Origin of the sequence: Morganella sp. GD04133 (assembly GCF_029835375.1) — a bacterium.
Classification (GTDB): Bacteria; Pseudomonadota; Gammaproteobacteria; order Enterobacterales; family Enterobacteriaceae; genus Morganella; species Morganella morganii_B.
The window spans coordinates 14,366-36,239 of the sequence record NZ_JAODZS010000003.1 but is presented as its reverse complement, the minus strand read 5'-3'; the positions used below and the strand labels follow the sequence as shown (position 1 = coordinate 36,239).

The window sequence follows — 21,874 nt, the reverse complement described above, 5'->3', positions numbered from 1 at the left end:
AAAGCCGGGGGAATTTATCCCCCGGCTGTGTGCCTGATTGTCACAAAGTATGTCGGTTCTGTATCAGAGTATAACTGCTTACTCTGCGGCTTTGTCATCATCCGCCGGTGTTACAGTATACGGCGTCTTTTTGTTTTCAATCGCCTGGTAGACCGTCAGCACTGACTCGCTCTGCTCGTCAATGTTACGGTATAACCAGTACTGAATTTCCGGCAGACGCGGCACCCCTTCACTGACACTCAGAATGCGCAGGTCAGCATTCTGCATTTCCAGCGGACGGGCGGTGATCCCGACCTCGGCATTCACCGCCGCACGGACAGCAGAGAGTGATGCGGCCTCATAGGCAATCCGCCACGGAACACCTGCCTCATCCAGGGTTTCCGCCGCCAGATGGCGGAACGGGTTGGTTTCGTCCATCACCACCAGCGGAATCGGCTCATTCGGCTGTAACTGGAAATCCGGCGCACAATGCCACAGCACCGGTGCGGTACGCAGAGCGGTACGCGGGTGATGGGCAATACGCGCGGTGGTCAGTGCCAGGTCAATTTCATGGTTATCCAGCATACCTTCAATGTACTGGCTGCGTTTGATGCGGACATCAACGGCCATACGCGGGTATACCGACGCAATACGGTTGAGTAAGAAAGGCAGCAGTGAGTCCACGGAATCATCGGATGCACCGATACGTAACTCCCCTTCTGCATCGTTATAAGCCAGTGATGCGGTAGCATCATCATTTGCCCGCAGGATCTGACGGGCGTAACCTAACAGTTGTAACCCATGGTCGGTCAGTAATTTGTTACGGCCATGACGCGCAAACAGTTCGCGCCCGACAAGTTGCTCGAGACGCTGCATTTGCTGACTGACGGCAGACTGAGTACGGCATACTGCCGCAGCTGCCGCCGCGAAGGTATTCAGATCCGCGACTGCCACAAACGTCCGCAGCAGATCGAGATCCAGATTTAGCACTGGACGATTTGAATTTATCATTGTTTTTTCTTCACTAATTTTGATTTTTAATAACTACCTGGTGTTTATTGGCGTGAAAAATGGCATCGCCAACGAAGACATTACCCTATACAACAGGGTAGAGTAAAACATAACTAACACTAACAAAAATACGTAACAGTGAGTAACTCCATTATGTAATGCTGCATACTAAAACAGCAGGCCTGCTATACAAACACACAAATTTTACGTATCTTGCCGCACTGTTTTCCGGATATGACGAAATAATACAGATTGTAAAATAACGAAAATGCATGCTGTGAATACGTCCTGCTGCAAGATAAACCTGATTATTTTGCAACTTTAAGGTTAAATACTCTGAAAATCACATTATGCCGTAAATTTTTATTAGTTATACTACTAATAATTACCAACTTCAGGGTTTAATATATAAGAAAAGATTATACAATTTCAACAACTGCTTGCTATTTAGTAAAAACACGGTATTACTTTACCAATTATGATCTTCCGATAGATAACTTTACAAAATTCAGCACACCTCCCCCTTGTCAGTCATAAGTTCCGGATTAAACACAACATTAAGCATGATAATCCGGCATATCCATAATAAACCGGTACTCCTGATCCTTTCTAAAACAAATCCTGTTGTTTTTAACCAAAAGACGTTTACTGTCTTCAAAACCCCGGACGGTAAGAGTAGAGTGGGTTATAACGGGTTTTACCTGATAAAGTATAAGATTAACGCGCTAAGGTCCTGAACAGATGAATATAATAAAGAAATCCGGCAAACTCGATAATGTCTGTTATGACATTCGCGGGCCGGTACTCAAAGAGGCTAAACGTCTCGAAGAGGAAGGCCAGAAAGTTCTCAAGCTGAATATCGGTAACCCGGCGCCGTTTGGTTTTGATGCCCCGGACGAAATTCTGGTTGATGTTATCCGTAATTTACCAAGCTCCCAGGGTTACAGCGATTCAAAAGGCCTCTATTCTGCCCGTAAAGCCATTGTCCAGTTCTATCAGGAACGCGGCATGCGCGATATGACGGTGGAAGATGTCTATATCGGTAACGGGGTGTCTGAACTGATTGTGCAGTCCATGCAGGCGCTGCTGAATAACGGGGATGAAATGCTGGTACCGGCACCGGATTACCCGTTATGGACCGGTGCGGTCTCCCTCTCCGGCGGTACTGCCGTCCACTATATGTGTGACGAAGAACAGGGCTGGATGCCGGATATTGAAGACATCAAAAAGAAAATCACCCCGCGTACCCGCGGTATCGTGGTGATTAACCCGAACAACCCGACAGGCGCTGTTTACAGTAAAGATCTGTTACAGGAAATTGTCGAACTCGCCCGTCAGAATGACCTGATCATTTTTGCTGACGAAATCTACGACAAAATTCTGTACGACGATGCTGTCCACCACTCTATCGCCGCGATGGCACCGGATCTGCTGACCGTGACCTTCAACGGCCTGTCAAAGACCTACCGTATCGCCGGTTTCCGTCAGGGCTGGATGGTTCTGAACGGGCCGAAGAAACATGCCAAAGGCTATATTGAAGGGCTGGAAATGCTCGCGTCCATGCGTCTGTGTGCCAACGTGCCGATGCAGCATGCTATCCAGACCGCTATCGGCGGATATCAGAGCATTAATGAGTTTATTCATCCCGGCGGTCGCCTGTATGAACAGCGCAACAAAGCCTGGGAACTGATTAACCAGATACCGGGCTGCTCCTGTGTCAAACCGATGGGCGCACTCTATATGTTCCCGAAATTTGATGCCAAACGCTTCAATATTCACGATGACCAGAAAATGATCCTCGACCTGCTGTTACAGGAAAAAGTACTGCTGGTACAGGGGACTGCCTTTAACTGGCCGGAACCGAACCACTTCCGTATCGTGACACTGCCGCGTGAGGACGAGCTGGAGATGGCGATTAACCGCTTCGGGCGCTTCCTCTCCCATTACCGCCAGTAATCGTTACTGCTGTCAGCGGCTTCCCCCGGGAAGCCGTTTTCATTTACATCCCCCCGGAACACCACAGAATATCCGCTCTTATTATGGGGTTGTTGCAAATGATGAATCAGCCGATAGCCTTATTGCAAAATTAAAGGTCAGGGACAGATAATAGCATCAATCACTTCATGCTGGTTCCGGGAGACCCTCCTGCGGACTGGTTGTTTTATGTATTCCGGCAATACCGATCAGATATACGGTTCCGGGAGTGCTATCAGCGGAGTTTATTATGCGGATTCCATCAGCAGCAGAGATGTCAGCACTGTGTTATTTTACAGAGATCTCTTATAGTGAAACAGACCTCTCCAGCCACAGGATCATGAGCAGTTTGCTGACATCATCAGCGCCCCGGAAAGCGCAGGTTTTTGTTCATGGCTGCATTCATTCATCAACAGGCTCCTGGGTATTTTTGGTGAAAAGCTGTCTCCGGGTCAATTAAATCAGAGCCTGGATAGCATTTTTTCAGAAGATAAGGGGTGGCGGCAAAACAGAGACGCCAATGCGTGGGGAGTAGAACAGACTGTCTTCAGAGTAAAAGAATCTGCCGGGATTGCCTATATCGTTTGTGCCACTACACATGACCTGCCGGAGTCTGATTCTGTCGCCGCACATATGGCGGGGGGCCGATCGCTTCTCCAGACATTTACAGCGTTAGCTGACGCGTATCAGCAAGGTCCGGCAAAGGCGCTGATTCCTGTCGCTCAGAGCAATACTTATGGTCCATTTGGCCCGCGCGGACATTTTACCTTATTAGAAGCAGACATCGATAATGGCATTATACAAAGCGCAGTTCTTCATGATCCTAAAGGTGGCTTTGTTGATATGTTCTATGGCGGCGCGGGACGTTTAACAGCGATCTTGCGGAAGGAAAATTTAATCGGGGATGATTTTTCTGTCACTGTCGAGCATCGCGGGGATCAATCTCTGTTAAACGGGAATGATTGTGGTCGTTTTGCAGCTTACTATGCTGCTAAAATTACGGCTGAAGGCGGTCTGGATTGTGCTGACAAAAAAGGCGCGGTTGCTTTTTTTGCAGAGCATTTTTGAGGATCCGGGCCTGTCCATCATTCGGGTTGTTTCCTCCCGGCAGCCCGGTGAAACCTATGTCAAAGGAGCTTGTTGCGACAAGCCCCTTATTATCAACAAATTGCTGTCAGGAATGTTGTCTATGAGTTACTTTTTTGCCCACCTTTCCCGTCTGAAACTGATCACCCGCTGGCCGCTGATGCGCAATGTGATTCAGGAAAACGTCTCTGAACACAGCCTTCAGGTGGCGTTTGTGGCGCATGCGCTGGCGGTGATTAAAAACCGCAAATTCGGCGGCACACTCAATCCGGAAAAAATTGCCCTGCTGGCGATGTACCATGACGCCAGTGAAGTGATCACCGGTGACCTGCCGACACCTATCAAGTATTACAATCCGCAGATAGCCCATGAGTACAAAAAAATCGAACGCATGGCGCAAAAGAAACTGATTGCCATGATCCCTGAAGAGTTACAGGCGGATTTTGCTCCGCTGATTGATGAAGACGCCCATTCGCCGGAAGACGCGGCAATCGTCAAACAGGCCGATGCCCTGTGTGCCTATCTCAAGTGTCTGGAAGAAATTGGGGCGGGTAATACCGAGTTCCATCTGGCAAAAGCGCGGCTGGAAAAAACCCTCGAAGAACGCCGCAGCCCGGAAATGGACTATTTCCGCGACGTCTTTATTCCCGGATTCAGTCTGTCACTGGATGAAATCAGTCAGTAACGAACGGGATACCTGTTTATGCATGAAACAGAATTATTCAGAAAGCTGATTCGTCAGGAGAAACAGTTGCACCGTCCGTGGTACAGAGGGGATTATCAGACGCGCTCAATCCTGCTTCACCCTGTATTTTTCAAACTTTGTCATTCCCGTACCTCCGCAAATTATCATTTTGCTCCAATAGACGACGTACCATTATAGCTATATGACTTACACTAGTTACAAGTAAACTTTGGATTATTGCTAATAAATTTTGCTTTTCCATCTCCAGAGGGTATCCATGTTCAAACATCCATATCCCTGCTGCGATAAAATAGTGATAATATCAATATATTATTCAATAATTCCTTTTGTGCCTTACGCTATGAATGATGTAATAACACTGGTGATGCATTACCATATAAATAATATAATAACCATGTGTTTTTGTGTTAATATCATTGTATGTAATTTTTGAGGTTCAGGAAAGTGATGTTTACCTATCTAACATTACCCTCTGATATCACTCAAAAAATTACCGGACAATTAACTGACATATTCACACACATGGTATTATATAAATGAACCGTAGCTTAGCAAAAAAACTAATCCGAACAATAGGTGAAGAATACGAGTATACAGTCTCAGGAAATGCTGAAGATACAGTTTTCGATGTATATTTCAAGAGAGAAAAGCATGGTATTGCCTTTCAAATAAGGCATTCAACACATCCATCTGCACAAGAGGGAAAATGGCTACAAGTTCATCATTATGAAGGTGAACCTGAAAACTGGGGTCCGGCATTACACTCACTGAGATCAATGGGTGATGTTGTTGCATTTTGCCAAACACTGATATCGTTTTCTCAGATAAAGTCTAAAAGACAATGATATAACTAATCACATCTCAACCATATCCTTTTTCTGGCATGAATTAAGTTATTACTTAGTAAGTGCCATTTCATATTTTTTATTTAGAATATTACCTCTGTGATATTACCTTTATTAAGGTACATCTATAGTAATAAAAGTTTACTTCAAACAAACACTAAAAATTAGATATCACCAAAAAATACAATTCATTTATCAAATAGTACAAAATTTAGTGATCGGAATATTTACTATCATCTGCCATACCAGTAACATCAGAACGGAAAGAGTAGCGGGATCACCGCGATACTGATTGCCATCACCACCAGCGTAAACGGCACGCCGATTTTGACGAAATCCCCGAAGGTGTAATTTCCCGGCCCGAGCACCAGCGTATTGACCGGTGATGACACCGGCGTCATAAAGGCCGCCGATGCCGCCACGCCCACCACCATCGCAAACGGCAGCGGCGAAACCTGCATTTCATGTGCCGCCTGGATGGCAATCGGTGCCATCAGCACCGCTGTCGCGGTATTCGAGATAAACAGCCCGATAGTCGCACACAGCACAAACAGGGCGGTCAGCATCACATGCGGGCCCAGATCACCGGCGACATCCATCAGCCCGCTGACAATCAGCGTGATCCCGCCGGTTTTCTGTAACGCCAGGGCAAACGGCATCATCCCGACAATCAGAATGATGCTCGGCCAGTGGATCGACCGGTAAGCACTTTCCATATCGATGCAGCGGAATTTCCCCATCAGCAGGCAGGCAATCAGTGCCGCGATAAAATTCGGGATTTCGTTGGTGACCATCATCGCCACCATCAGCGCCAGACAAAACAGCGCATGCGGTGCCTGGGAGGCCGCCGGCACCACGGCTTCCGCTTCCGCCGCCAGATTCAGCACAATAAAGTGACGCCGTTTGGTCGCCAGCACGCGGATAATTTTCCAGTCCCCGACCACCAGCAGAATATCCCCGAGTTGCAGCGGTTCATCGACAATATTACCGTCAAGCGCGGCCCCGCCCCGGCGCAGACCCAGCACATTCAGCCCGTAGCGGGTACGGAAACCGATATCCCGCAGACTTTTGCCGATAAGCTCACTTTCCGGGTTCAGGGAGACTTCCGCCATTCCCACGTTGCGGGAGTGTTCAGAGAAATATTCGCCGCGCAGGATCATCGGTTCCAGCATCTGCTCGGCACAAAACTCGCGTAAATCCATATCGCTGGCAGACATATCGATCAGCAGCACATCGCGGTCACGCAGTTCCATACCGCCGGTCGCACCGACCATTACCCGCCGGAAACGCCGCCAGCGCTCAATCCCCACCACATTGGCACCATAACGGGTGCGCAGATGCAGTTCATCCAGCGTTTTGCCGATCAGCGGTGAGCCGTTACGGACAGCGAGACGCCGCGCACGGCCGCTCAGCTTGTAGTCGCGGATAAGATCACGAAAGGTACGCTGTACATTATCCCCTGCTTTCTCCGGCTGTTTGCTGCCCAGCCAGTGGCGGGCAATCAGCATATAGCCGACACCGGCCAGCAGGATCAATAATCCGATTGGGGTAACCGAGAAGAAATGAAAGCCTTTGATGCCTTCCATTTCCAGGACACTGTTCACCACCATGTTCGGCGGTGTCGCCACCAGCGTCATCATGCCGCTGATAAGCCCGGCGAAGCCGAGCGGCATCATCAGCCGCGAAGGGGAGATTTTCATACGTGCGGAGACACTGAGCACGACAGGGATAAAAATGGCCACCACGCCGGTCGAGCTCATAAACGCGCCGAGCCCGGCAACACTGACCATCAGGAAGACCAGCAGACGGGTTTCGCCGGAACCGGCCACCCGCACCAGCCAGTCCCCCATCTGATAGGCAACCCCGGTACGTACCAGCCCTTCCCCGATCACAAACAGGGCGGCAATCAGCAGAATATTGGGATCACTGAACCCGGCAACGGCTTCATTAACGGTCAGCGTGCCGCTCAGTACAAAGGCGGTTATCACCAGCAACGCCACAACATCCATCCGGACTTTGTTGGTGGTAAATAAAACAATGGCGATAAACAGCAGGGTCAGCACCCACACGAGTTCCGTATTCACCAACGTCCTCTTTCGTCAATGCCCGGACAGTGAACATCCTGTCTCATCGTTTTTGTTAACGCACAGCCCGTTTTCCCTCATTGTCTGACCGGTGCTGTGCAGCGGTGTTCCGGCTGTCAGCCGGGACGGCGGGTCAGTGTTACCGTACCGTCCGCCGCTTTCTCAACCTCAATGTCTGTCAGTGAATCCACCCGCATGGCCAGTTCATCCGTGCGCGGTGTTCCGGCAGGAACATGCACGGCAATCACCTGACAACCGGCATCCAGCCCGGAAAGCAGACCGGCGGTGGCATCCTCAAACACAAAACAGTCGCGGGGAGCCAGCCCCAGCTTTTCCGCACCCAGCAGATAAGGCTGCGGGTCGGGTTTACCGCGGGTGATAGTATCCGCCGTCACCCAGGCATCCGGCTCCGGCAGATTTGCCGCACGGTGACGCGGACGGGCTATCGCCACAGAACCGGAGGTGACTATCGCCCACGGAATTTCAAGAGAAACCAGACGCGCCAGCAGTGCCTGCGCACCGGGCAGATCGGTGACCTGGTCACTCTCCCTGATTTCCTGCTCTGTCACCCACGCCAGCTGCGCGGCGATTTCAGTTTCATCCGCATCCGGCAGAAAATGGCGGATGGACTCAACCGCCGGTTTGCCGTGAATAAAATGTTTTACTTCATCCTCATCCGCCCCGATACGGCGGGCAAACGCCAGCCAGGCACGCTCCACCACATGCAGAGAATCAGCCAGTGTGCCGTCCAGATCAAACAAAAAACCTTTTGCAGTCAGTGTCATGCGTGCCTCGCCGTTGCGGATACCGGAATATTATGCGTTAAGGATCTGATTAATTTCCACTTCACTCAGGTGATACTGGCGCGGGCAGTTATGCCATGCACCCAGCATACGGACATATTTATCCCACATCGGCGTCTGGGAGTTAAAGCCGTGGCTGCCGCTGTCAAAGTGAGTATAACGCCCTTCTGTGTTTACCAGAAAACGCACATAACTTAAATAACGTGCTTCGGTCGCCGCATCAAAACCTAAGAAGTGGATACGGCGCGCGTCGATATCTTTTGCTTCTTTCAGATTATCGAAGGAGATACGCAGTGCGTGGTACATTTCCATCATATCAATCACACGGCGGCAGATTTCTTCCGGCAGCTCGCCGAAATCGCGATCCAGTTCGCGCATCTGCAGCCCGAAGCCGCGCTCAATAATGGTTTGCTGGCGGCGGTAGCGCTCGGCATTATCCGGATCCAGCATAGCCATCATTTTATACTGGTTAGAGAGGATAAGGCGTTGTGCGTTGGTCATTTCCATGGTGTATCTCCTGAAAAAGTAATCCGAGGTATGGTCAGAATCATCGCATTACTCAAATCTATAAGATAGTGAAATACACACCTTTTTTGATCTCAGCGGGGAATTTCGTACCGGTAATTTTACGGAAAGGAAAAACAGGGGGTTACAAAAGCTGAATCGATTAATAAAAGAAGGATTTATACCGCCCGCAGAAACGGGCGGAAAACAGCGGTACTTACAGGTCATCCAGGAAAGAGTTGTCCAGTTGCTTAAAAGCACGTTTCAGTAACTCCGCCAGTGCCATATAATCCGGTGTGCCTTCAACCGGTGCAATCGCAATCCCGGCTTCGGCAAACTTAGCGCGGATTTCATAAAACCAGCTGAGCAGCCCGGCCGGTAAAGGCGTGGCGGCTCGCCGTCCGAGCCACCATAACCCCTGCAGCGGCAGCGAGCAGGCAAACAGTGCGGTGGCGACTGCGGGACCGAGTGCCCCGCCGAGGGCTATCTGCCATGTCAGGGTAAACACCGACAGCGGCGGCATAAAACGGATACCGAACTGTGTCGATTTTATGACACGATTCTCCGGGAAAACCGGGGCGAGTTGTTTCACGGCCGGCCAGGTGGCGGCGTAACGTTTACCGAGACGCAGTGCGCGGAACAAACCCGGTTTTGCCGGTGTGTTATCAGGCATTATGACCTCAATCAATAAAAAACATAATAATTAAAATATGGCTACATTCAGTCAAAATATTTTTGTAGGATTAAGTATATTTTGAAATTGCTGTCATCTGCGGGTATGCTACGCCCGTTTAATCACGGTGAAATAATCCTGAGTTAATTATTTTGTCTGGTGCGGCCTTTTTCAAGGGCAAAATGTGTGTTTTTACGCCATCACGCCTCAGACAACAGATTGCAGCGATGATTTATCGTTCAATATAAAAATTGCATGATGTTAATCATGAACGGCGCTGAAATATTGCGCTACGCTTAGTTAGATTACGTTTTAACCACTGTCTTAATACATAAGACTTATCCACAACAAGATTATAGGTAATTCCATGTCAAGTAAGCTGGTACTGGTACTTAACTGCGGTAGTTCTTCACTGAAATTTGCGATCATTGACCCTACAACTGGTGATGAATATCTGACGGGTCTGGCAGAATGCTTTAACCTGCCGGAAGCACGTATCAAGTGGAAAATGGATGGTGCTAAACACGAAGCACAATTAGGCGCGGGCGCTGCTCACAGCGAAGCACTGCGTTTCATCGTGAAAGATATCATGGGTGCAAAACCTGAGCTGTCCGCACAGATCGGCTGCATCGGCCACCGCCTGGTTCACGGCGGTGAGAAATTTGCTCACTCTGTTATCGTCACTGACGAAGTTATCAAAGCAATGGAAGAGTGCTCTGCCTTTGCTCCTCTGCACAACCCGGCTAACCTGTTAGGCGTGGAAGAAGCACTGAAAGCCTTCCCTCACCTGGCTGATAAAAACGTCGGTGTTTTCGATACCGCTTTCCATCAGACCATGCCTGAAGAAGCTTACCTGTATGCCCTGCCGTACAGCCTGTACAAAGACCACGGTATCCGCCGCTATGGTTTCCACGGTACAAGCCACTACTTCGTCAGCCGTGAAGCCGCTAAAATGCTGAACAAACCGGTTGAAGAACTGAACGTGATCACCTGCCACTTAGGCAACGGTGGTTCTGTTGCCGCTATCGTTAACGGCGAGTGTGTGGACACCTCTATGGGTCTGACTCCGCTGGAAGGTCTGGTCATGGGTACCCGTTCCGGTGATATCGATCCGGCTATCATTTTCCACCTGCATGATTCAATGGGCATGAGCGTTGAAGACATCAACAAAATGCTGACCAAAGAATCCGGTCTGCAGGGTCTGACTGAAGTCACCAGCGACTGCCGCTATGTTGAAGAAAACTACGGTAAACAAGCTGACGCGACCCGTGCAATGGATGTATTCTGCCACCGTCTGGCGAAATACGTCGGTGGTTACGCGACACTGATGGAAGGCCGTCTGGATGCTATCATCTTCACCGGCGGTATCGGTGAGAACGCAGCAATGGTTCGTGAACATACTCTGGAAAAACTGGCTCTGCTGGGCTTCAAACTGGATCACGAACGTAACCTAGCTGCCCGTTTCGGTAACGCAGGCAAAATCACCACTGACGACAGCAGCATTGCCCTGGTGATCCCGACTAACGAAGAATTAGTCATCGCACAGGATGCAGCCCGTCTGACTGCATAATCTTTGCTCTCCGCCGGCCCCCGCCGGCGGATTTATTTTGAACACCGAATTGTGAAAAAATAAGAGGTTCATGTGTCCCGTACTATTATCCTCATTCCTACCGGCACCAGTGTCGGCTTAAGCAGCGTCAGCCTCGGGGTTGTCCGCTCAATGGAACAAAAAGGCGTCAGCCTGAGTTTCTTCAAACCGGTTGCACAGCCGCGCCGTGCAGGTATTGAAGATCAGACCACCCAGATCTTACGCGCTCACTCTTCCCTGAAGATGGCAGAGCCGCTGGATATGGATTATGTCGAAACCATGCTGACCACCAATCAGAAAGATATTCTGATGGAAGAAATCGTTGCCCGTTACCACGAGCATACTCAGGGTGCGGAAGTGATCCTGATCGAAGGTCTGGTACCGACCCGCAACTACCCGCATGCGCAGTCCCTGAACTACGATATCGCCCAGACTCTGGGTGCGGAAATCGTATTCGTGACAGCACCGGGCAATGACACCGCAGCGGAAATCAAAGAGCGTCTGGAACTGATCCGCAATGAATTCGGTGGTCACAAGAACACCAACATCGCCGGCGTGATCGTTAACAAAGTTAACGCACCGGTTGATGAGCAGGGCCGTACCCGTCCTGACCTGTCTGAAATCTTTGATGACTCATCCAAAGCGACTATCGCTCACCTGAGCGCGGATGATCTGAAATCCCTGCCTCTGCCGGTTGTCGGCAGTGTACCGTGGAACTTCGAACTGATTGCCACCCGTGCAATCGACATGGCGAACCACCTCGGTGCAAAAATCATCAACGAAGGCGACATCAAAACCCGCCGCGTGAAATCGGTGACGTTCTGTGCACGCAGCATTCCGCATATGCTGGAGCACTTCCGTCCGGGTTCTCTGCTGGTCACTTCAGCTGACCGTCCTGACGTGCTGGTTTCTGCCTGCCTGGCAGCGATGAACGGCGTGGAAATCGGTGCGATCCTGCTGACCGGCGGTTATGAAATCGACGACAGCATTGCCAAGCTGTGCGAACGTGCGTTCGAAACCGGCCTGCCAATCTTCACGGTGAACACCAACACCTGGCAGACCTCGCTGAACCTGCAAAGCTTCAGCCTGGAAGTCCCTGCTGATGACCGTGAGCGCATCGAACTGGTTCAGAACTACGTGGCAAGCCACATCGATACCAAATGGATCGATTCTCTGGTTGCGGATTCCGAGCGTCCGAACCGTCTGTCACCACCGGCATTCCGTTACCTGTTAACCGAACTGGCACGCAAAGCGAAAAAACGCGTTGTACTGCCTGAAGGTGATGAGCCGCGTACTATCAAAGCAGCGGCTATCTGTGCTGAACGTGGTCTGGCGACCTGCGTACTGTTAGGCGATCCGGAAGAAATCCGCCGCGTGGCTGCTGCACAGGGCGTGACGCTGGGCACCGGTATCGAGCTGGTTAACCCGGCTGATATCCGCGAGCTGTATGTTCCGCGTCTGGTTGAACTGCGTAAAAACAAAGGCATGACCGAAGTCGTTGCCCGCGAGCAGTTACAGGACAACGTTGTACTGGGTACAATGATGCTGGAGCAGGATAAAGTTGACGGTCTGGTTTCCGGTGCGGTTCACACTACCGCGAACACCATTCGTCCGCCGTTACAGTTAATCAAAACCGCACCGGGCAGCTCACTGGTATCTTCCGTGTTCTTCATGCTGATGCCTGAAGAAGTGCTGGTCTACGGTGACTGCGCAATCAACCCGGATCCGAACCCTGAACAGCTGGCAGAAATCGCAATTCAGTCTGCTGACTCTGTGAAAGCATTCGGTATCGACCCGCGCGTTGCGATGATCTCTTACTCTACCGGGACCTCCGGCCAGGGTGACGATGTTGAGAAAGTCCGCGAAGCGACCCGCATTGCTCAGGAAAAACGTCCTGACCTGTGCATCGACGGTCCGTTACAGTACGACGCCGCTGTGATGGCTGACGTTGCGAAAACCAAAGCACCTAACTCGCCGGTTGCAGGTAAAGCAAACGTCTTCATCTTCCCTGACCTGAACACCGGTAACACCACTTACAAAGCGGTTCAGCGTTCAGCAGACCTGGTCTCTATCGGACCAATGCTGCAGGGTATGCGCAAGCCGGTTAACGACCTGTCCCGTGGTGCGTTAGTTGATGATATCGCGTACACCATCGCACTGACTGCTATTCAGGCAGCGCAGGACGAAGCGAAGAAAAAATAAGTTCTGCTGACTGAAAAGTGACAGACAATAATCCCGGCCGGGTTTCCCCGCCGGGATTTTTTTATCCTTCCTGTTTATCACTCTGCCGGTATCCTGCCGCCACCCGCGCCAGGGCAACTGACTGCTCCCGGTTCAGCCGCGGATCACAGAGCGATTCATAACACTGCCCGATGTCCTTATCAGTCAGTGCCTGCGGCCCGCCGGTGCATTCCGTCACCGCCTGCCCCGTCATTTCCAGATGCAGACCGCCGGGATACAGATCCGCTTCCCTGAGAAGCTGCACAAACAACCTGATCTCCTCACAAATGACCGGGAAATCGCGGGTTTTCAGTCCCTCTGCAGTACTGCGGGTATTACCGTGCATCGGGTCGGTCAGCCAGACAACCGGGCTTTGCCGCGCGGAAACTTCGCGGATATTTTACCGTCCACCGTCAGGCGCAGAGAGCCGGACAGCACCGTTGTCAGGGTTTCGTGTTCATGCTGGTGCTGCGGGATCACCGCACCCGGTTTAAACGACCAGAACGTCATGGTAAAAGCAGTGCCGTGAATAAATTTAGCCTGCGCCTTACTCTCTTCCCCTTCATTGCGGGTTAAATCCATATCATAAGAAAGCAGTTCATTTCCCGGAATTAAACTCATAATACACTCCTGTGTTAACAGATTATTTAGGGGCATGAATGGAAAAGCCCATCGGTACCGGGCCAAAATCATGCAGAATATGCAGATGATATTTTTGTGCCGTGCTGAGTGTGGTAATGCAGCCATCCACCGCACCGTGCGCACACTGCACACCGGATTCACTGTTAGAGGTAAATAAGGTCTTCCGCACATTTTTATTCAGCAATGGCAGTTCATCAAATAAATGCTGCGGAGCAGGATGTGACCCCACATGGCGGATATTGTTATAATCCGTATGGCGCGAGGCAAATAACATATTGTGTGTGTCCAGAACAAAACAGGCTTTTAATTCCAGCCAGGTTAAATTCTGAAAAACAATATTGTGCAGATCAGGATATACAATACAGCCGAGCAGAACGCCGTCATTATCCTTTTTGACATGTTCAATCGCTGTTTCTAATGTCGGGTATAATTTCACATTGCCTTTAATATTATTTTCACTCAACCAGTGATATGCTGCTTTTTCGCAGTTCGTTCCGTTCGGGCCGAGTGTATGAATGGTTAACACGTTTCATTTCCTTCTCAGTTTATATTCTTCCGGTAACACTGATTAAATCCGGCAACCGCTCCCCGCGCCGTATTTTATCCAGCATGTTATTTTCAACCTCTGTTATTTCAATCGCTTTACTGATGACAGCATCAATATCCCGGTAAGGGATCACCACCACACCATTAATATCCGCCACAATAAGGTCACCGGTGTGAATGGTCGTCTGTTCTATCCGGCAACTGCCCCCGGTTTCAGACACATAATATGCACCTTGTGTATCCGTCGGCGTTAAATTCGTGGCAATAACCGGCATGGATAATGCATTAAGATCCTGTCCGTCCCTGACTGCGCCGCCGGTTATCACACCGGCAAAACCGAGCTTTTCAAAATAGGTACAGCTCATCCCGCCGGCTAATGCCGCGTCACAAATGCACTCCCCGCTGCCGGCAACATACACCAGGCTTTCTGCTGTATGTAATTCAGGCACCAGAAAATCCTTTACCTGTTCCCAGGTTGATGGAAACGGTTCAAGAATATTGTTACTCTTGCGGACAATTTTCCACTGTACGGTGTAAGCCTGTCCGGCAAAGTAATAATCTGTCAGATTCTGTGATTGTAATTTATGGCTTAATACACTGCCGGTTTTAAGTCCATCCATAATATCAACAAACGTTGATGTACTTATTTTCAGCAATTTTAATTTCTCTGATAAATCTGTATTTATCTTATTCATTCCTTACCTCCGGAATACACCATAAGAAATACAGAGACAGTTGTAATTGCTATTAATTATTACGCTATATTTAAAAGATAATTAATCAGAATATAAACGAAAAAAAACCGCCTTACGGCGGTTCCCTGTATTTCAGCAGAAAATTACTGCCGCAACTCGTGCTTCACATGTGCCATCTGCAACTGCCCATGCACCAGCTCCGATAAATCCTGCGGCGATAACGATTTTCCCTGCCAGATGCGGACACCCGCTATCATAATCATCAGCTTCTGCTTTTTGGCATCGTATTTAAAGAAACGTTTTTTTACTGCCATGTCCGGTGCAGGTGCCCCGTCAGCCACATGCAGTGTGAGCGTCGCCATACCGGAGACATCCGTGATGTCATAATCAACAATGTAGTGCAGCGGATACGCCTGTACCAGCTTATCACTGACCAGCTGCCCGTGACGAAAAGCAAACAGCGGTGCTTTTCCTCTGTCACGGTACATAAACGCCGCCCCCCAGAACAACAACAGCAGCCACAAGCCGTGAACCGCACCGGAGCTTATCAGGTTTTCCGCACCGAGTTTCACGGCGGCAATCCCCATCCCGGCCACGACCACCAGACCCAGGGTGAACATCACGCGGAATGTTCTCCGCCCCTCACTGATAACCACCTCATCTGCCACCACAGATTCATGCAGCAGGGTTTCCAGTGCTTCTGTCCGCTGTGTGATGCACTCGGTAACAATGCCGGAGAGTGACGCTGTCAGCATCATCGAGAGTGCTTTGGCATCCGTAAACAGATCCGCAATATTGGCGTAATCATCCGACTGTACCTCACGGGAAGCAGCTGCCAGCAACTCATCACTGATATCCTGAGACAACGCTTCAATACGGGCCCGGGTCTGCGGGTGACTGTCGCTCGGGTGGCTGGTTGCCTCATTCAGAAACTGACCGGCTTCCGGTACACCACGCTCGCGCAGGCGCGCCATCACCACCGGTAATAAATCATCCGTTTTCAGCATGCCTTCATACAACTCACCCAGCGTTTCCGAAATCACCTCACTGACAGCGGAGATTCGCAGCAGTGATGACGCCACCGCCGCCGCTGAACTGACCGATGCCCCGGCGTTGTCCGCTTCCAGTTCACGGATACGGCTCCAGTGACTGACCGCGAAATCAAACTGCTCAAGGAAAAAGATCCCGAGATACACCGACGGGCTCATGATCACTTTACTGTAGTAATCTTCCACCTCATTCGCCACCAGCGAAATACTGTGGCTCATACCGGCATAGATCGGCGCAAAGTTCAGGCTGTAGGTGGTATCTTCGCCGGTGAAGTGCCCCAGTTCATGCCCGATAACCGCACTGGCTTCCTCACGGTTGAGCAGTGCGGAATAGAGCAGCGGGAAGTACAGGGTTTTCCCTTCAATCAGCTGATTTTCATTCAGCATTATGCGGTGAGATGTCACATAGAAGCATTCCATCATACCGGCAATAATATGGTCCGGCGGCGTTGTGCCGACTTTCGCGGCAATCTCATCCACCCACTGCCACAACCCCGGTGCTTCCTCACGGCTGACAGCATGCCCTGCCACATCAGACGGTTCGCTGCGGAACATTGTAAAACTCTTACGCAGCTTAAACAGCCCTTTGATGATGTACCAGATAATCAGCACAATACTGATCAGGATAAAAACCATGATTTTTGCACCGCCGCCGCTCATGGCGAAATTACCGGCGAACCACAACGCTTCATAGGCCATCACACAAATGATGCTCAGGCCGACCAGCGTCATCTGCCCGGTCAGGATAAACGGCAGCATTTTGCGGCAGCGGGCAAAGACCTTCAGCAGTGTGTCGCGGGAGCGCCGGGCAGCACGGCCGCTGCTGATACAGAGGTAAATCGCCCCGGCACCGGACAGCAATGATAAAATCCCGGTGGCGACAGTCCCCTGACTGATACCCACCCTGGCCAGAATCATCGTAATTTCGCTGCTGTATTTATTCAGCTCACGGTTGATCATTCCCAGCTGCTGACCGGCAGATACCGTTTGCCCGTCATCATAGATAATCTGAGTATCCGGGTTTTTGGCGATCAGATGCTGAAGATCCGCTTTCTCTGCCATGACAGATTGGTAAGACTGATATGCATCACTGACCCGCCAATACTGAATAGCACCCCAGGTGGTGAGAATCAGCGGTAATAATAACAGCCATCCTGCTAATTTATTTCTCATTATTATTCTCGTTCAGGTTTTATTTTATTATCTTCCGTTCATTTCAGGATAATTCTTATTATCCTGCGGCCCTATATTACAGCCTCCGTTAACAACCCATTCGTGTAAATAGATAAAATGACCCTATTTCAATGTATTGGTCTTTTTTAATTTTTACTGTATAAACGGGCCGTTTCCGGAAAAACGGCAGAAACAATACCAGATAAACGAAGAGTCTGCAGGAAAAAAGTCAATACCAAAACCGGAATAACGGAAATAATACCGGCTTATATCCAATGATATTCCTTCTGCCGGAATATTTACTGTCTGCGTTTTATCTTACCGGTTTTTAAATATAAAAAAGCCCGCATATTTGCAGGCTTATCCGGTTTTTATTCGCTGTCGCTGCTTATTTCAGCTTCAGTCGCTGTAACCGGCTTCTGTCGCTCTGCCGGCGTATAATTCTGATTATTCCGCGTCAGCCAGAGTGAAAGGGCCTTCAGTGAATCTGCCGTAAATTCATCACAGCGGGCGGTGATTTCAGCCGGGGTCAGCCAGGTGGCTTCCGATACTTCGCTTTCCTGAAGCGCAAACGGACCGTGTGTCACACAACTGAATAACCCGCCCCAGACACGGCAGATAGGTTCTTCATAATAAAACAGGCCATGCTCGGCAAACGGCACACCGGCGATCCCGAGTTCTTCCTCTGCTTCGCGCCGCGCAGAATCCAGCATCAGTTCGCCCTGCTGCACCACACCACCGGCGGTGGCATCCAGCAGGCCCGGACAGAAGTCTTTATGCTCAGTTCTGCGCTGGACAAGAATTTTTCCCATGCCGTCATGCACAACGATGTAGGTTGCCCGGTGACGCAGGTTTTCCGCCCGCATCTGCTCGCGGGTCGCCTGGCCGATAACATCATTATTCTCATCGACCACGTCCACCCACTCGATAGCGCTATCTTGTTCCATCCTCTAACCTTTTCTTTTTTATCAGTATTACGGATACTGTTTCTGTTTTTTTCAGGGGCACACGCAGTTAATCCGCGGGCCCCTGCTTTATACCGCTTTATATACCAAACTAATAATGATAGTGGTCATTATGGTCTTTGAATCAGTATATCAAGAATTGATAGCGGTTCTATGATTGTTTTTCTTTCTTGCTGATCACATCCACCGGCAGCAAAAACTGCTATAGTCAGAGAAACCTACCGGCAGAAGGAGCATCTATGCGTATTCTGATCACAGGCGGCACCGGGCTTATCGGCACCCCGCTGGTGCAGGCACTGATTGCCCGGAAATATCAGGTGGTGGTTCTGAGCCGCTCACCGCAGAAAGTCTATTCCCGTTTTTGCTCAGCCGCAGAAAACCTTAATTCACTCAATGATATAACACATCTGAACGACATCGATGCGGTGATTAACCTCGCCGGTGAGCCTATCGCGGATAAACGCTGGAGTGAAGAGCAGAAAAAGCTGCTGTGTGAGAGCCGCTGGCAGATAACCGAACGGCTCAGTGAGCTTATCAATGCCAGTGAAACGCCACCGGCGGTATTTCTCTCCGGCTCTGCCGTGGGCTGGTATGGTGATCAGGGGCAAACCGTGGTGACGGAGGATGACGAGCCGCACCCGGAATTTACCCATACTCTGTGCGACCGCTGGGAGTCTCTGGCGATGAAGGCACAGAGTGAGAAAACCCGCGTCTGTCTGCTGCGCACCGGGATTGTACTCTCCCCGGAAGGCGGGGTACTGGCAAAATTGCTGCCGGCTTACCGCGCCGGTCTCGGTGGCCCTGTTGGTAACGGTCGTCAGTATATGCCGTGGATCCACATCAATGATATGGTCAGCGCCATTCTGTTTCTGCTCGATGACCCCGCGCAGAACGGCCCGTTCAATATGACCGCGCCTTATCCGTCCCATAATGAGCAGTTTGCGGCGGTACTGGCGCAGATCCTGCACCGTCCGCATCTGCTGCGTGTACCGGCGTTTGTGGTAAAGACACTGATGGGAGAAGCGGCAGTGCTGGTGCTGGGTGGTCAGAATGCCCTGCCGAAACGGCTGGAGGAAGCCGGGTTCGGCTGCCGGTTTATCAATCTGGAAGAAGCACTGCGGGATCTGCTGGATAGTCCCGCGGAGTATTAAGGCAGCACCCGGCCGGAAACAAACGACCGGGTGATTGCGGATTACGGCTGCCCGGAACGGGAATTTTTCGCCCCGCGCCAGCGGGTAAATAAATCTTCCGGTAATGCAATATCAAACTGATCAAGTACACGGTTAACCGTCTGGTCAATAATATCCTGCACGGTTTCCGGCTGGTGATAAAACGCGGGCATCGGCGGCATAATGACCGCGCCGATTTCCGCCGCTTGTGTCATCAGCCGCAGATGTCCCAGATGCAGCGGTGTTTCGCGAACACCCAACACCAGTTTGCGCCCTTCCTTCAGCACCACATCCGCCGCGCGGGTCACCAGGGTGTCCGTGTAGCTGTGAACAATCCCCGACAGGGTTTTCACCGAACACGGCAGGATAACCATCCCCAGGGTTCTGACAGAGCCGGAAGAGATACAGGCGGCGATATCACGCTCATCATGTACCACATCCGCCAGTGCCTGCACGTCCCGCAGGCTGTATGCCGTTTCCAGCGCCAGTGTCTGCCGGGCCGCCTGACTGACAATCAGATGGGTTTCCACTTCCGGCACCGTTTGCAGGACCTCCAGCAACCGCACACCATAGACAGCACCACTTGCGCCGGTCAGTCCCACAATCAGTTTTTTCATAACATCACCTGACAAAAAAGAGATTAACCCTCATTATATATCTCAAGGTTCTCAATTTCGTTATGATCCCGCAACTTTAATTCATCATCCTTTCTCAGGTTTTCCACATAATCGAGATAATCCTGGTCGATATCTTTGGTGACATAGATACCATCAAACACCGATGCCTCAAGACCACGGATATCCGGGTTCTCTTCACGCACCGCATCGATAAGGTCACTCAGATCCTGGAAAATCAGGGCATCCGCGCCAATCAGACGGCAGATTTCATCCGCTTCGCGACCGTGAGCAATTAACTCGTTAGCATTCGGCATATCGATGCCGTAGACGTTCGGAAAACGCACTTCCGGTGCCGCAGAGGCAAAATAGACTTTCTTCGCCCCGGCTTCCCGTGCCAGCTCCACAATCTGCTCCGAGGTGGTGCCGCGCACAATGGAGTCATCCACCAGCAGCACGTTTTTGCCCCGGAACTCAGTACGGTTGGCATTAAGTTTACGGCGGACGGATTTTTTGCGCTCCTGCTGGCCCGGCATGATAAAGGTACGTCCCACATAGCGGTTTTTCACAAACCCCTGGCGGTATGGCTTATTCAGCATATGGGCGATTTCCAGTGCGCTGTCCATCGAGGTTTCCGGAATCGGGATCACCACATCAATATCCAGATCTTCCCACTCGCGGGCAATTTTCGCGCCGAGTTTCTGCCCCATGCGCAGCCGGGCGTTATAAACAGAGACTTTATCGATAACGGAATCCGGACGGGCGAAATAGACAAACTCAAACAGGCACGGTGTCAGTGACGGATTTGCCGCACACTGACGGGTGTAGAGCTGCCCGGTTTCCGTGATATACACCGCTTCACCCGGCGCCACATCACGCAGATAGTCAAAACCGAGGGTATCCAGTGCGACACTTTCAGACGCCACCATATACTCTTCGCGGCCATCATCCAGGGCACGCTTGCCGAGCACCAGCGGACGGATACCGTTCGGATCACGGAACGCCAGCAGGCCGTGACCGATAATCAGCGCCACGCAGGCATACGCGCCGCGGATTTTGGTGTGCATCGCGCTGACCGCAGCAAAAATATTGTCCGGCTCCAGCGGGTGCGCATCAAAGCGATCCAGCTCATACGCCAGCACGTTGAGCAGGATTTCAGAATCAGAGGTGGTATTGACATGACGCCGTGCTGTTTCAAACAGCTGATGTTTCAGCGTGTGCGCATTGGTCAGATTGCCGTTATGCGCAAGGGTGATACCGAACGGTGAATTGACATAAAACGGCTGTGCTTCCGATGCACTGGAGCTGCCTGCGGTCGGGTAGCGGACATGGCCAATCCCGAGTGTGCCCTGCAAACGCAGCATATGGCGGGTTTCGAAAACATCTTTCACCAGTCCGTTGGCTTTACGGAGCCGGAAACCATTATTACTGTCAATGGTTGCGATACCGGCTGCATCCTGACCCCGGTGCTGTAACACCGTGAGCGCATCATAGATTGATTGATTGACTTGCGTAAAACCAACGATACCAACAATACCACACATGTAG

Annotated in this window: 20 protein-coding genes; 7 read left to right on the top strand and 13 right to left on the bottom strand. The window is 50.8% G+C overall.

Translation table 11 applies throughout. The features are described 5' to 3' along the window. Positions 1-78: 78 nt before the first annotated feature. Entirely contained in the window at positions 79-990 is a 912-nt protein-coding gene (locus N7387_RS01790; RefSeq protein WP_025154950.1) for a LysR family transcriptional regulator, read from the bottom strand. Positions 991-1,731: 741 nt separating this feature from the next. Between N7387_RS01790 and N7387_RS01785 the strand changes: the two genes are divergently transcribed. The 4 genes from N7387_RS01785 (at position 1,732) to N7387_RS01770 (ending at position 5,601) form a co-directional block, all read left to right on the top strand. Further along, the gene (locus N7387_RS01785) at positions 1,732-2,946 is read left to right on the top strand and encodes a pyridoxal phosphate-dependent aminotransferase (RefSeq protein ID WP_025154949.1); all 1,215 of its coding nucleotides are present in this window, start codon (positions 1,732-1,734) and stop codon (positions 2,944-2,946) included. 651 nt (positions 2,947-3,597) lie between these two features. Continuing rightward, positions 3,598-4,032: a hypothetical protein gene (locus N7387_RS01780; RefSeq protein ID WP_279796362.1), complete on the top strand. Its 435-nt coding sequence runs from the start codon at positions 3,598-3,600 to the stop codon at positions 4,030-4,032. Positions 4,033-4,153: 121 nt separating this feature from the next. Next, on the top strand, positions 4,154-4,735 hold the full coding sequence (gene yfbR / locus N7387_RS01775; protein WP_004235147.1) for a 5'-deoxynucleotidase: 582 nt from the start codon (positions 4,154-4,156) through the stop codon (positions 4,733-4,735). Positions 4,736-5,292: 557 nt separating this feature from the next. Further along, positions 5,293-5,601 (top strand): hypothetical protein, encoded by a 309-nt coding sequence (locus tag N7387_RS01770; RefSeq protein ID WP_279796360.1) that lies wholly within the window; start codon positions 5,293-5,295, stop codon positions 5,599-5,601. Between the two features lie 254 nt (positions 5,602-5,855). On the opposite strand, the gene N7387_RS01765 is transcribed toward N7387_RS01770, so the two are convergent. The 4 genes from N7387_RS01765 to yfbV form a co-directional block, all read right to left on the bottom strand. Next, the gene (locus tag N7387_RS01765; protein WP_025154946.1) at positions 5,856-7,685 is read right to left on the bottom strand and encodes an SLC13 family permease; all 1,830 of its coding nucleotides are present in this window, start codon (positions 7,683-7,685) and stop codon (positions 5,856-5,858) included. 116 nt (positions 7,686-7,801) lie between these two features. Continuing rightward, positions 7,802-8,470, bottom strand: coding sequence for a sugar phosphatase (locus tag N7387_RS01760; RefSeq protein ID WP_279796356.1), 669 nt, complete (start codon positions 8,468-8,470; stop codon positions 7,802-7,804). Positions 8,471-8,500: 30 nt separating this feature from the next. Continuing rightward, positions 8,501-8,995 carry a YfbU family protein gene (locus N7387_RS01755; RefSeq protein ID WP_025154944.1) on the bottom strand — a complete coding sequence of 165 codons (495 nt, stop codon included), beginning with the start codon at positions 8,993-8,995 and terminating at the stop codon, positions 8,501-8,503. Positions 8,996-9,209: 214 nt separating this feature from the next. Continuing rightward, positions 9,210-9,665: a terminus macrodomain insulation protein YfbV gene (gene yfbV, locus N7387_RS01750; protein WP_004239859.1), complete on the bottom strand. Its 456-nt coding sequence runs from the start codon at positions 9,663-9,665 to the stop codon at positions 9,210-9,212. A 367-nt stretch (positions 9,666-10,032) separates the two neighbouring features. Here yfbV and N7387_RS01745 point away from each other — a divergent pair, with 367 nt between their 5' ends. Both N7387_RS01745 and pta read left to right on the top strand, forming a co-directional pair. Further along, a complete protein-coding gene (locus N7387_RS01745; RefSeq protein ID WP_025154943.1) occupies positions 10,033-11,235 on the top strand; it encodes an acetate kinase in 1,203 nt (400 codons plus the stop codon). Positions 11,236-11,307: 72 nt separating this feature from the next. Continuing rightward, on the top strand, positions 11,308-13,455 hold the full coding sequence (gene pta, locus N7387_RS01740) for a phosphate acetyltransferase (RefSeq protein WP_004239858.1): 2,148 nt from the start codon (positions 11,308-11,310) through the stop codon (positions 13,453-13,455). Positions 13,456-13,516: 61 nt separating this feature from the next. Here the strand turns inward: pta and N7387_RS01735 are convergent, their stop codons facing one another. The 6 genes from N7387_RS01735 to yfcD form a co-directional block, all read right to left on the bottom strand. Further along, positions 13,517-13,819, bottom strand: a complete 303-nt coding sequence (locus N7387_RS01735; RefSeq protein ID WP_279796318.1) for a 3-deoxy-7-phosphoheptulonate synthase — start codon at positions 13,817-13,819, stop codon at positions 13,517-13,519. Positions 13,820-13,827: 8 nt separating this feature from the next. Further along, positions 13,828-14,094 carry a cupin domain-containing protein gene (locus N7387_RS01730; protein WP_279796316.1) on the bottom strand — a complete coding sequence of 89 codons (267 nt, stop codon included), beginning with the start codon at positions 14,092-14,094 and terminating at the stop codon, positions 13,828-13,830. Between the two features lie 22 nt (positions 14,095-14,116). Then, on the bottom strand, positions 14,117-14,641 hold the full coding sequence (locus tag N7387_RS01725; protein ID WP_279796314.1) for a hypothetical protein: 525 nt from the start codon (positions 14,639-14,641) through the stop codon (positions 14,117-14,119). A gap of 19 nt (positions 14,642-14,660) precedes the next feature. Next, the gene (locus N7387_RS01720) at positions 14,661-15,356 is read right to left on the bottom strand and encodes an RraA family protein (protein WP_279796312.1); all 696 of its coding nucleotides are present in this window, start codon (positions 15,354-15,356) and stop codon (positions 14,661-14,663) included. A gap of 143 nt (positions 15,357-15,499) precedes the next feature. Beyond that, positions 15,500-17,578 (bottom strand): M48 family metallopeptidase, encoded by a 2,079-nt coding sequence (locus N7387_RS01715; protein WP_279796310.1) that lies wholly within the window; start codon positions 17,576-17,578, stop codon positions 15,500-15,502. A 371-nt stretch (positions 17,579-17,949) separates the two neighbouring features. Beyond that, complete coding sequence (gene yfcD, locus N7387_RS01710) at positions 17,950-18,525, bottom strand: NUDIX hydrolase YfcD (RefSeq protein ID WP_274369806.1); 576 nt, start codon at positions 18,523-18,525, stop codon at positions 17,950-17,952. A 257-nt stretch (positions 18,526-18,782) separates the two neighbouring features. Here yfcD and N7387_RS01705 point away from each other — a divergent pair, with 257 nt between their 5' ends. Continuing rightward, entirely contained in the window at positions 18,783-19,694 is a 912-nt protein-coding gene (locus N7387_RS01705) for a TIGR01777 family oxidoreductase (RefSeq protein ID WP_274369807.1), read from the top strand. Positions 19,695-19,735: 41 nt separating this feature from the next. Here the strand turns inward: N7387_RS01705 and N7387_RS01700 are convergent, their stop codons facing one another. Beyond that, on the bottom strand, positions 19,736-20,329 hold the full coding sequence (locus N7387_RS01700) for a UbiX family flavin prenyltransferase (RefSeq protein ID WP_279796307.1): 594 nt from the start codon (positions 20,327-20,329) through the stop codon (positions 19,736-19,738). A 23-nt stretch (positions 20,330-20,352) separates the two neighbouring features. Further along, complete coding sequence (gene purF, locus N7387_RS01695) at positions 20,353-21,870, bottom strand: amidophosphoribosyltransferase (protein ID WP_262860026.1); 1,518 nt, start codon at positions 21,868-21,870, stop codon at positions 20,353-20,355. Positions 21,871-21,874: the final 4 nt, after the last annotated feature.

What these genes read in the sequence shown, in the direction of transcription:
- N7387_RS01790 (WP_025154950.1), bottom strand. Translation starts at nt 990, where the DNA reads ATGATAAATTCAAATCGTCCAGTGCTAAATCTGGATCTCGATCTGCTG.
- N7387_RS01785 (WP_025154949.1), top strand. Translation starts at nt 1,732, where the DNA reads ATGAATATAATAAAGAAATCCGGCAAACTCGATAATGTCTGTTATGAC.
- N7387_RS01780 (WP_279796362.1), top strand. Translation starts at nt 3,598, where the DNA reads ATGGCGGGGGGCCGATCGCTTCTCCAGACATTTACAGCGTTAGCTGAC.
- yfbR (WP_004235147.1), top strand. Translation starts at nt 4,154, where the DNA reads ATGAGTTACTTTTTTGCCCACCTTTCCCGTCTGAAACTGATCACCCGC.
- N7387_RS01770 (WP_279796360.1), top strand. Translation starts at nt 5,293, where the DNA reads ATGAACCGTAGCTTAGCAAAAAAACTAATCCGAACAATAGGTGAAGAA.
- N7387_RS01760 (WP_279796356.1), bottom strand. Translation starts at nt 8,470, where the DNA reads ATGACACTGACTGCAAAAGGTTTTTTGTTTGATCTGGACGGCACACTG.
- N7387_RS01755 (WP_025154944.1), bottom strand. Translation starts at nt 8,995, where the DNA reads ATGGAAATGACCAACGCACAACGCCTTATCCTCTCTAACCAGTATAAA.
- yfbV (WP_004239859.1), bottom strand. Translation starts at nt 9,665, where the DNA reads ATGCCTGATAACACACCGGCAAAACCGGGTTTGTTCCGCGCACTGCGT.
- N7387_RS01745 (WP_025154943.1), top strand. Translation starts at nt 10,033, where the DNA reads ATGTCAAGTAAGCTGGTACTGGTACTTAACTGCGGTAGTTCTTCACTG.
- N7387_RS01735 (WP_279796318.1), bottom strand. Translation starts at nt 13,819, where the DNA reads ATGCACGGTAATACCCGCAGTACTGCAGAGGGACTGAAAACCCGCGAT.
- N7387_RS01730 (WP_279796316.1), bottom strand. Translation starts at nt 14,094, where the DNA reads ATGAGTTTAATTCCGGGAAATGAACTGCTTTCTTATGATATGGATTTA.
- N7387_RS01720 (WP_279796312.1), bottom strand. Translation starts at nt 15,356, where the DNA reads ATGAATAAGATAAATACAGATTTATCAGAGAAATTAAAATTGCTGAAA.
- N7387_RS01715 (WP_279796310.1), bottom strand. Translation starts at nt 17,578, where the DNA reads ATGAGAAATAAATTAGCAGGATGGCTGTTATTATTACCGCTGATTCTC.
- yfcD (WP_274369806.1), bottom strand. Translation starts at nt 18,525, where the DNA reads ATGGAACAAGATAGCGCTATCGAGTGGGTGGACGTGGTCGATGAGAAT.
- N7387_RS01705 (WP_274369807.1), top strand. Translation starts at nt 18,783, where the DNA reads ATGCGTATTCTGATCACAGGCGGCACCGGGCTTATCGGCACCCCGCTG.
- N7387_RS01700 (WP_279796307.1), bottom strand. Translation starts at nt 20,329, where the DNA reads ATGAAAAAACTGATTGTGGGACTGACCGGCGCAAGTGGTGCTGTCTAT.
- purF (WP_262860026.1), bottom strand. Translation starts at nt 21,870, where the DNA reads ATGTGTGGTATTGTTGGTATCGTTGGTTTTACGCAAGTCAATCAATCA.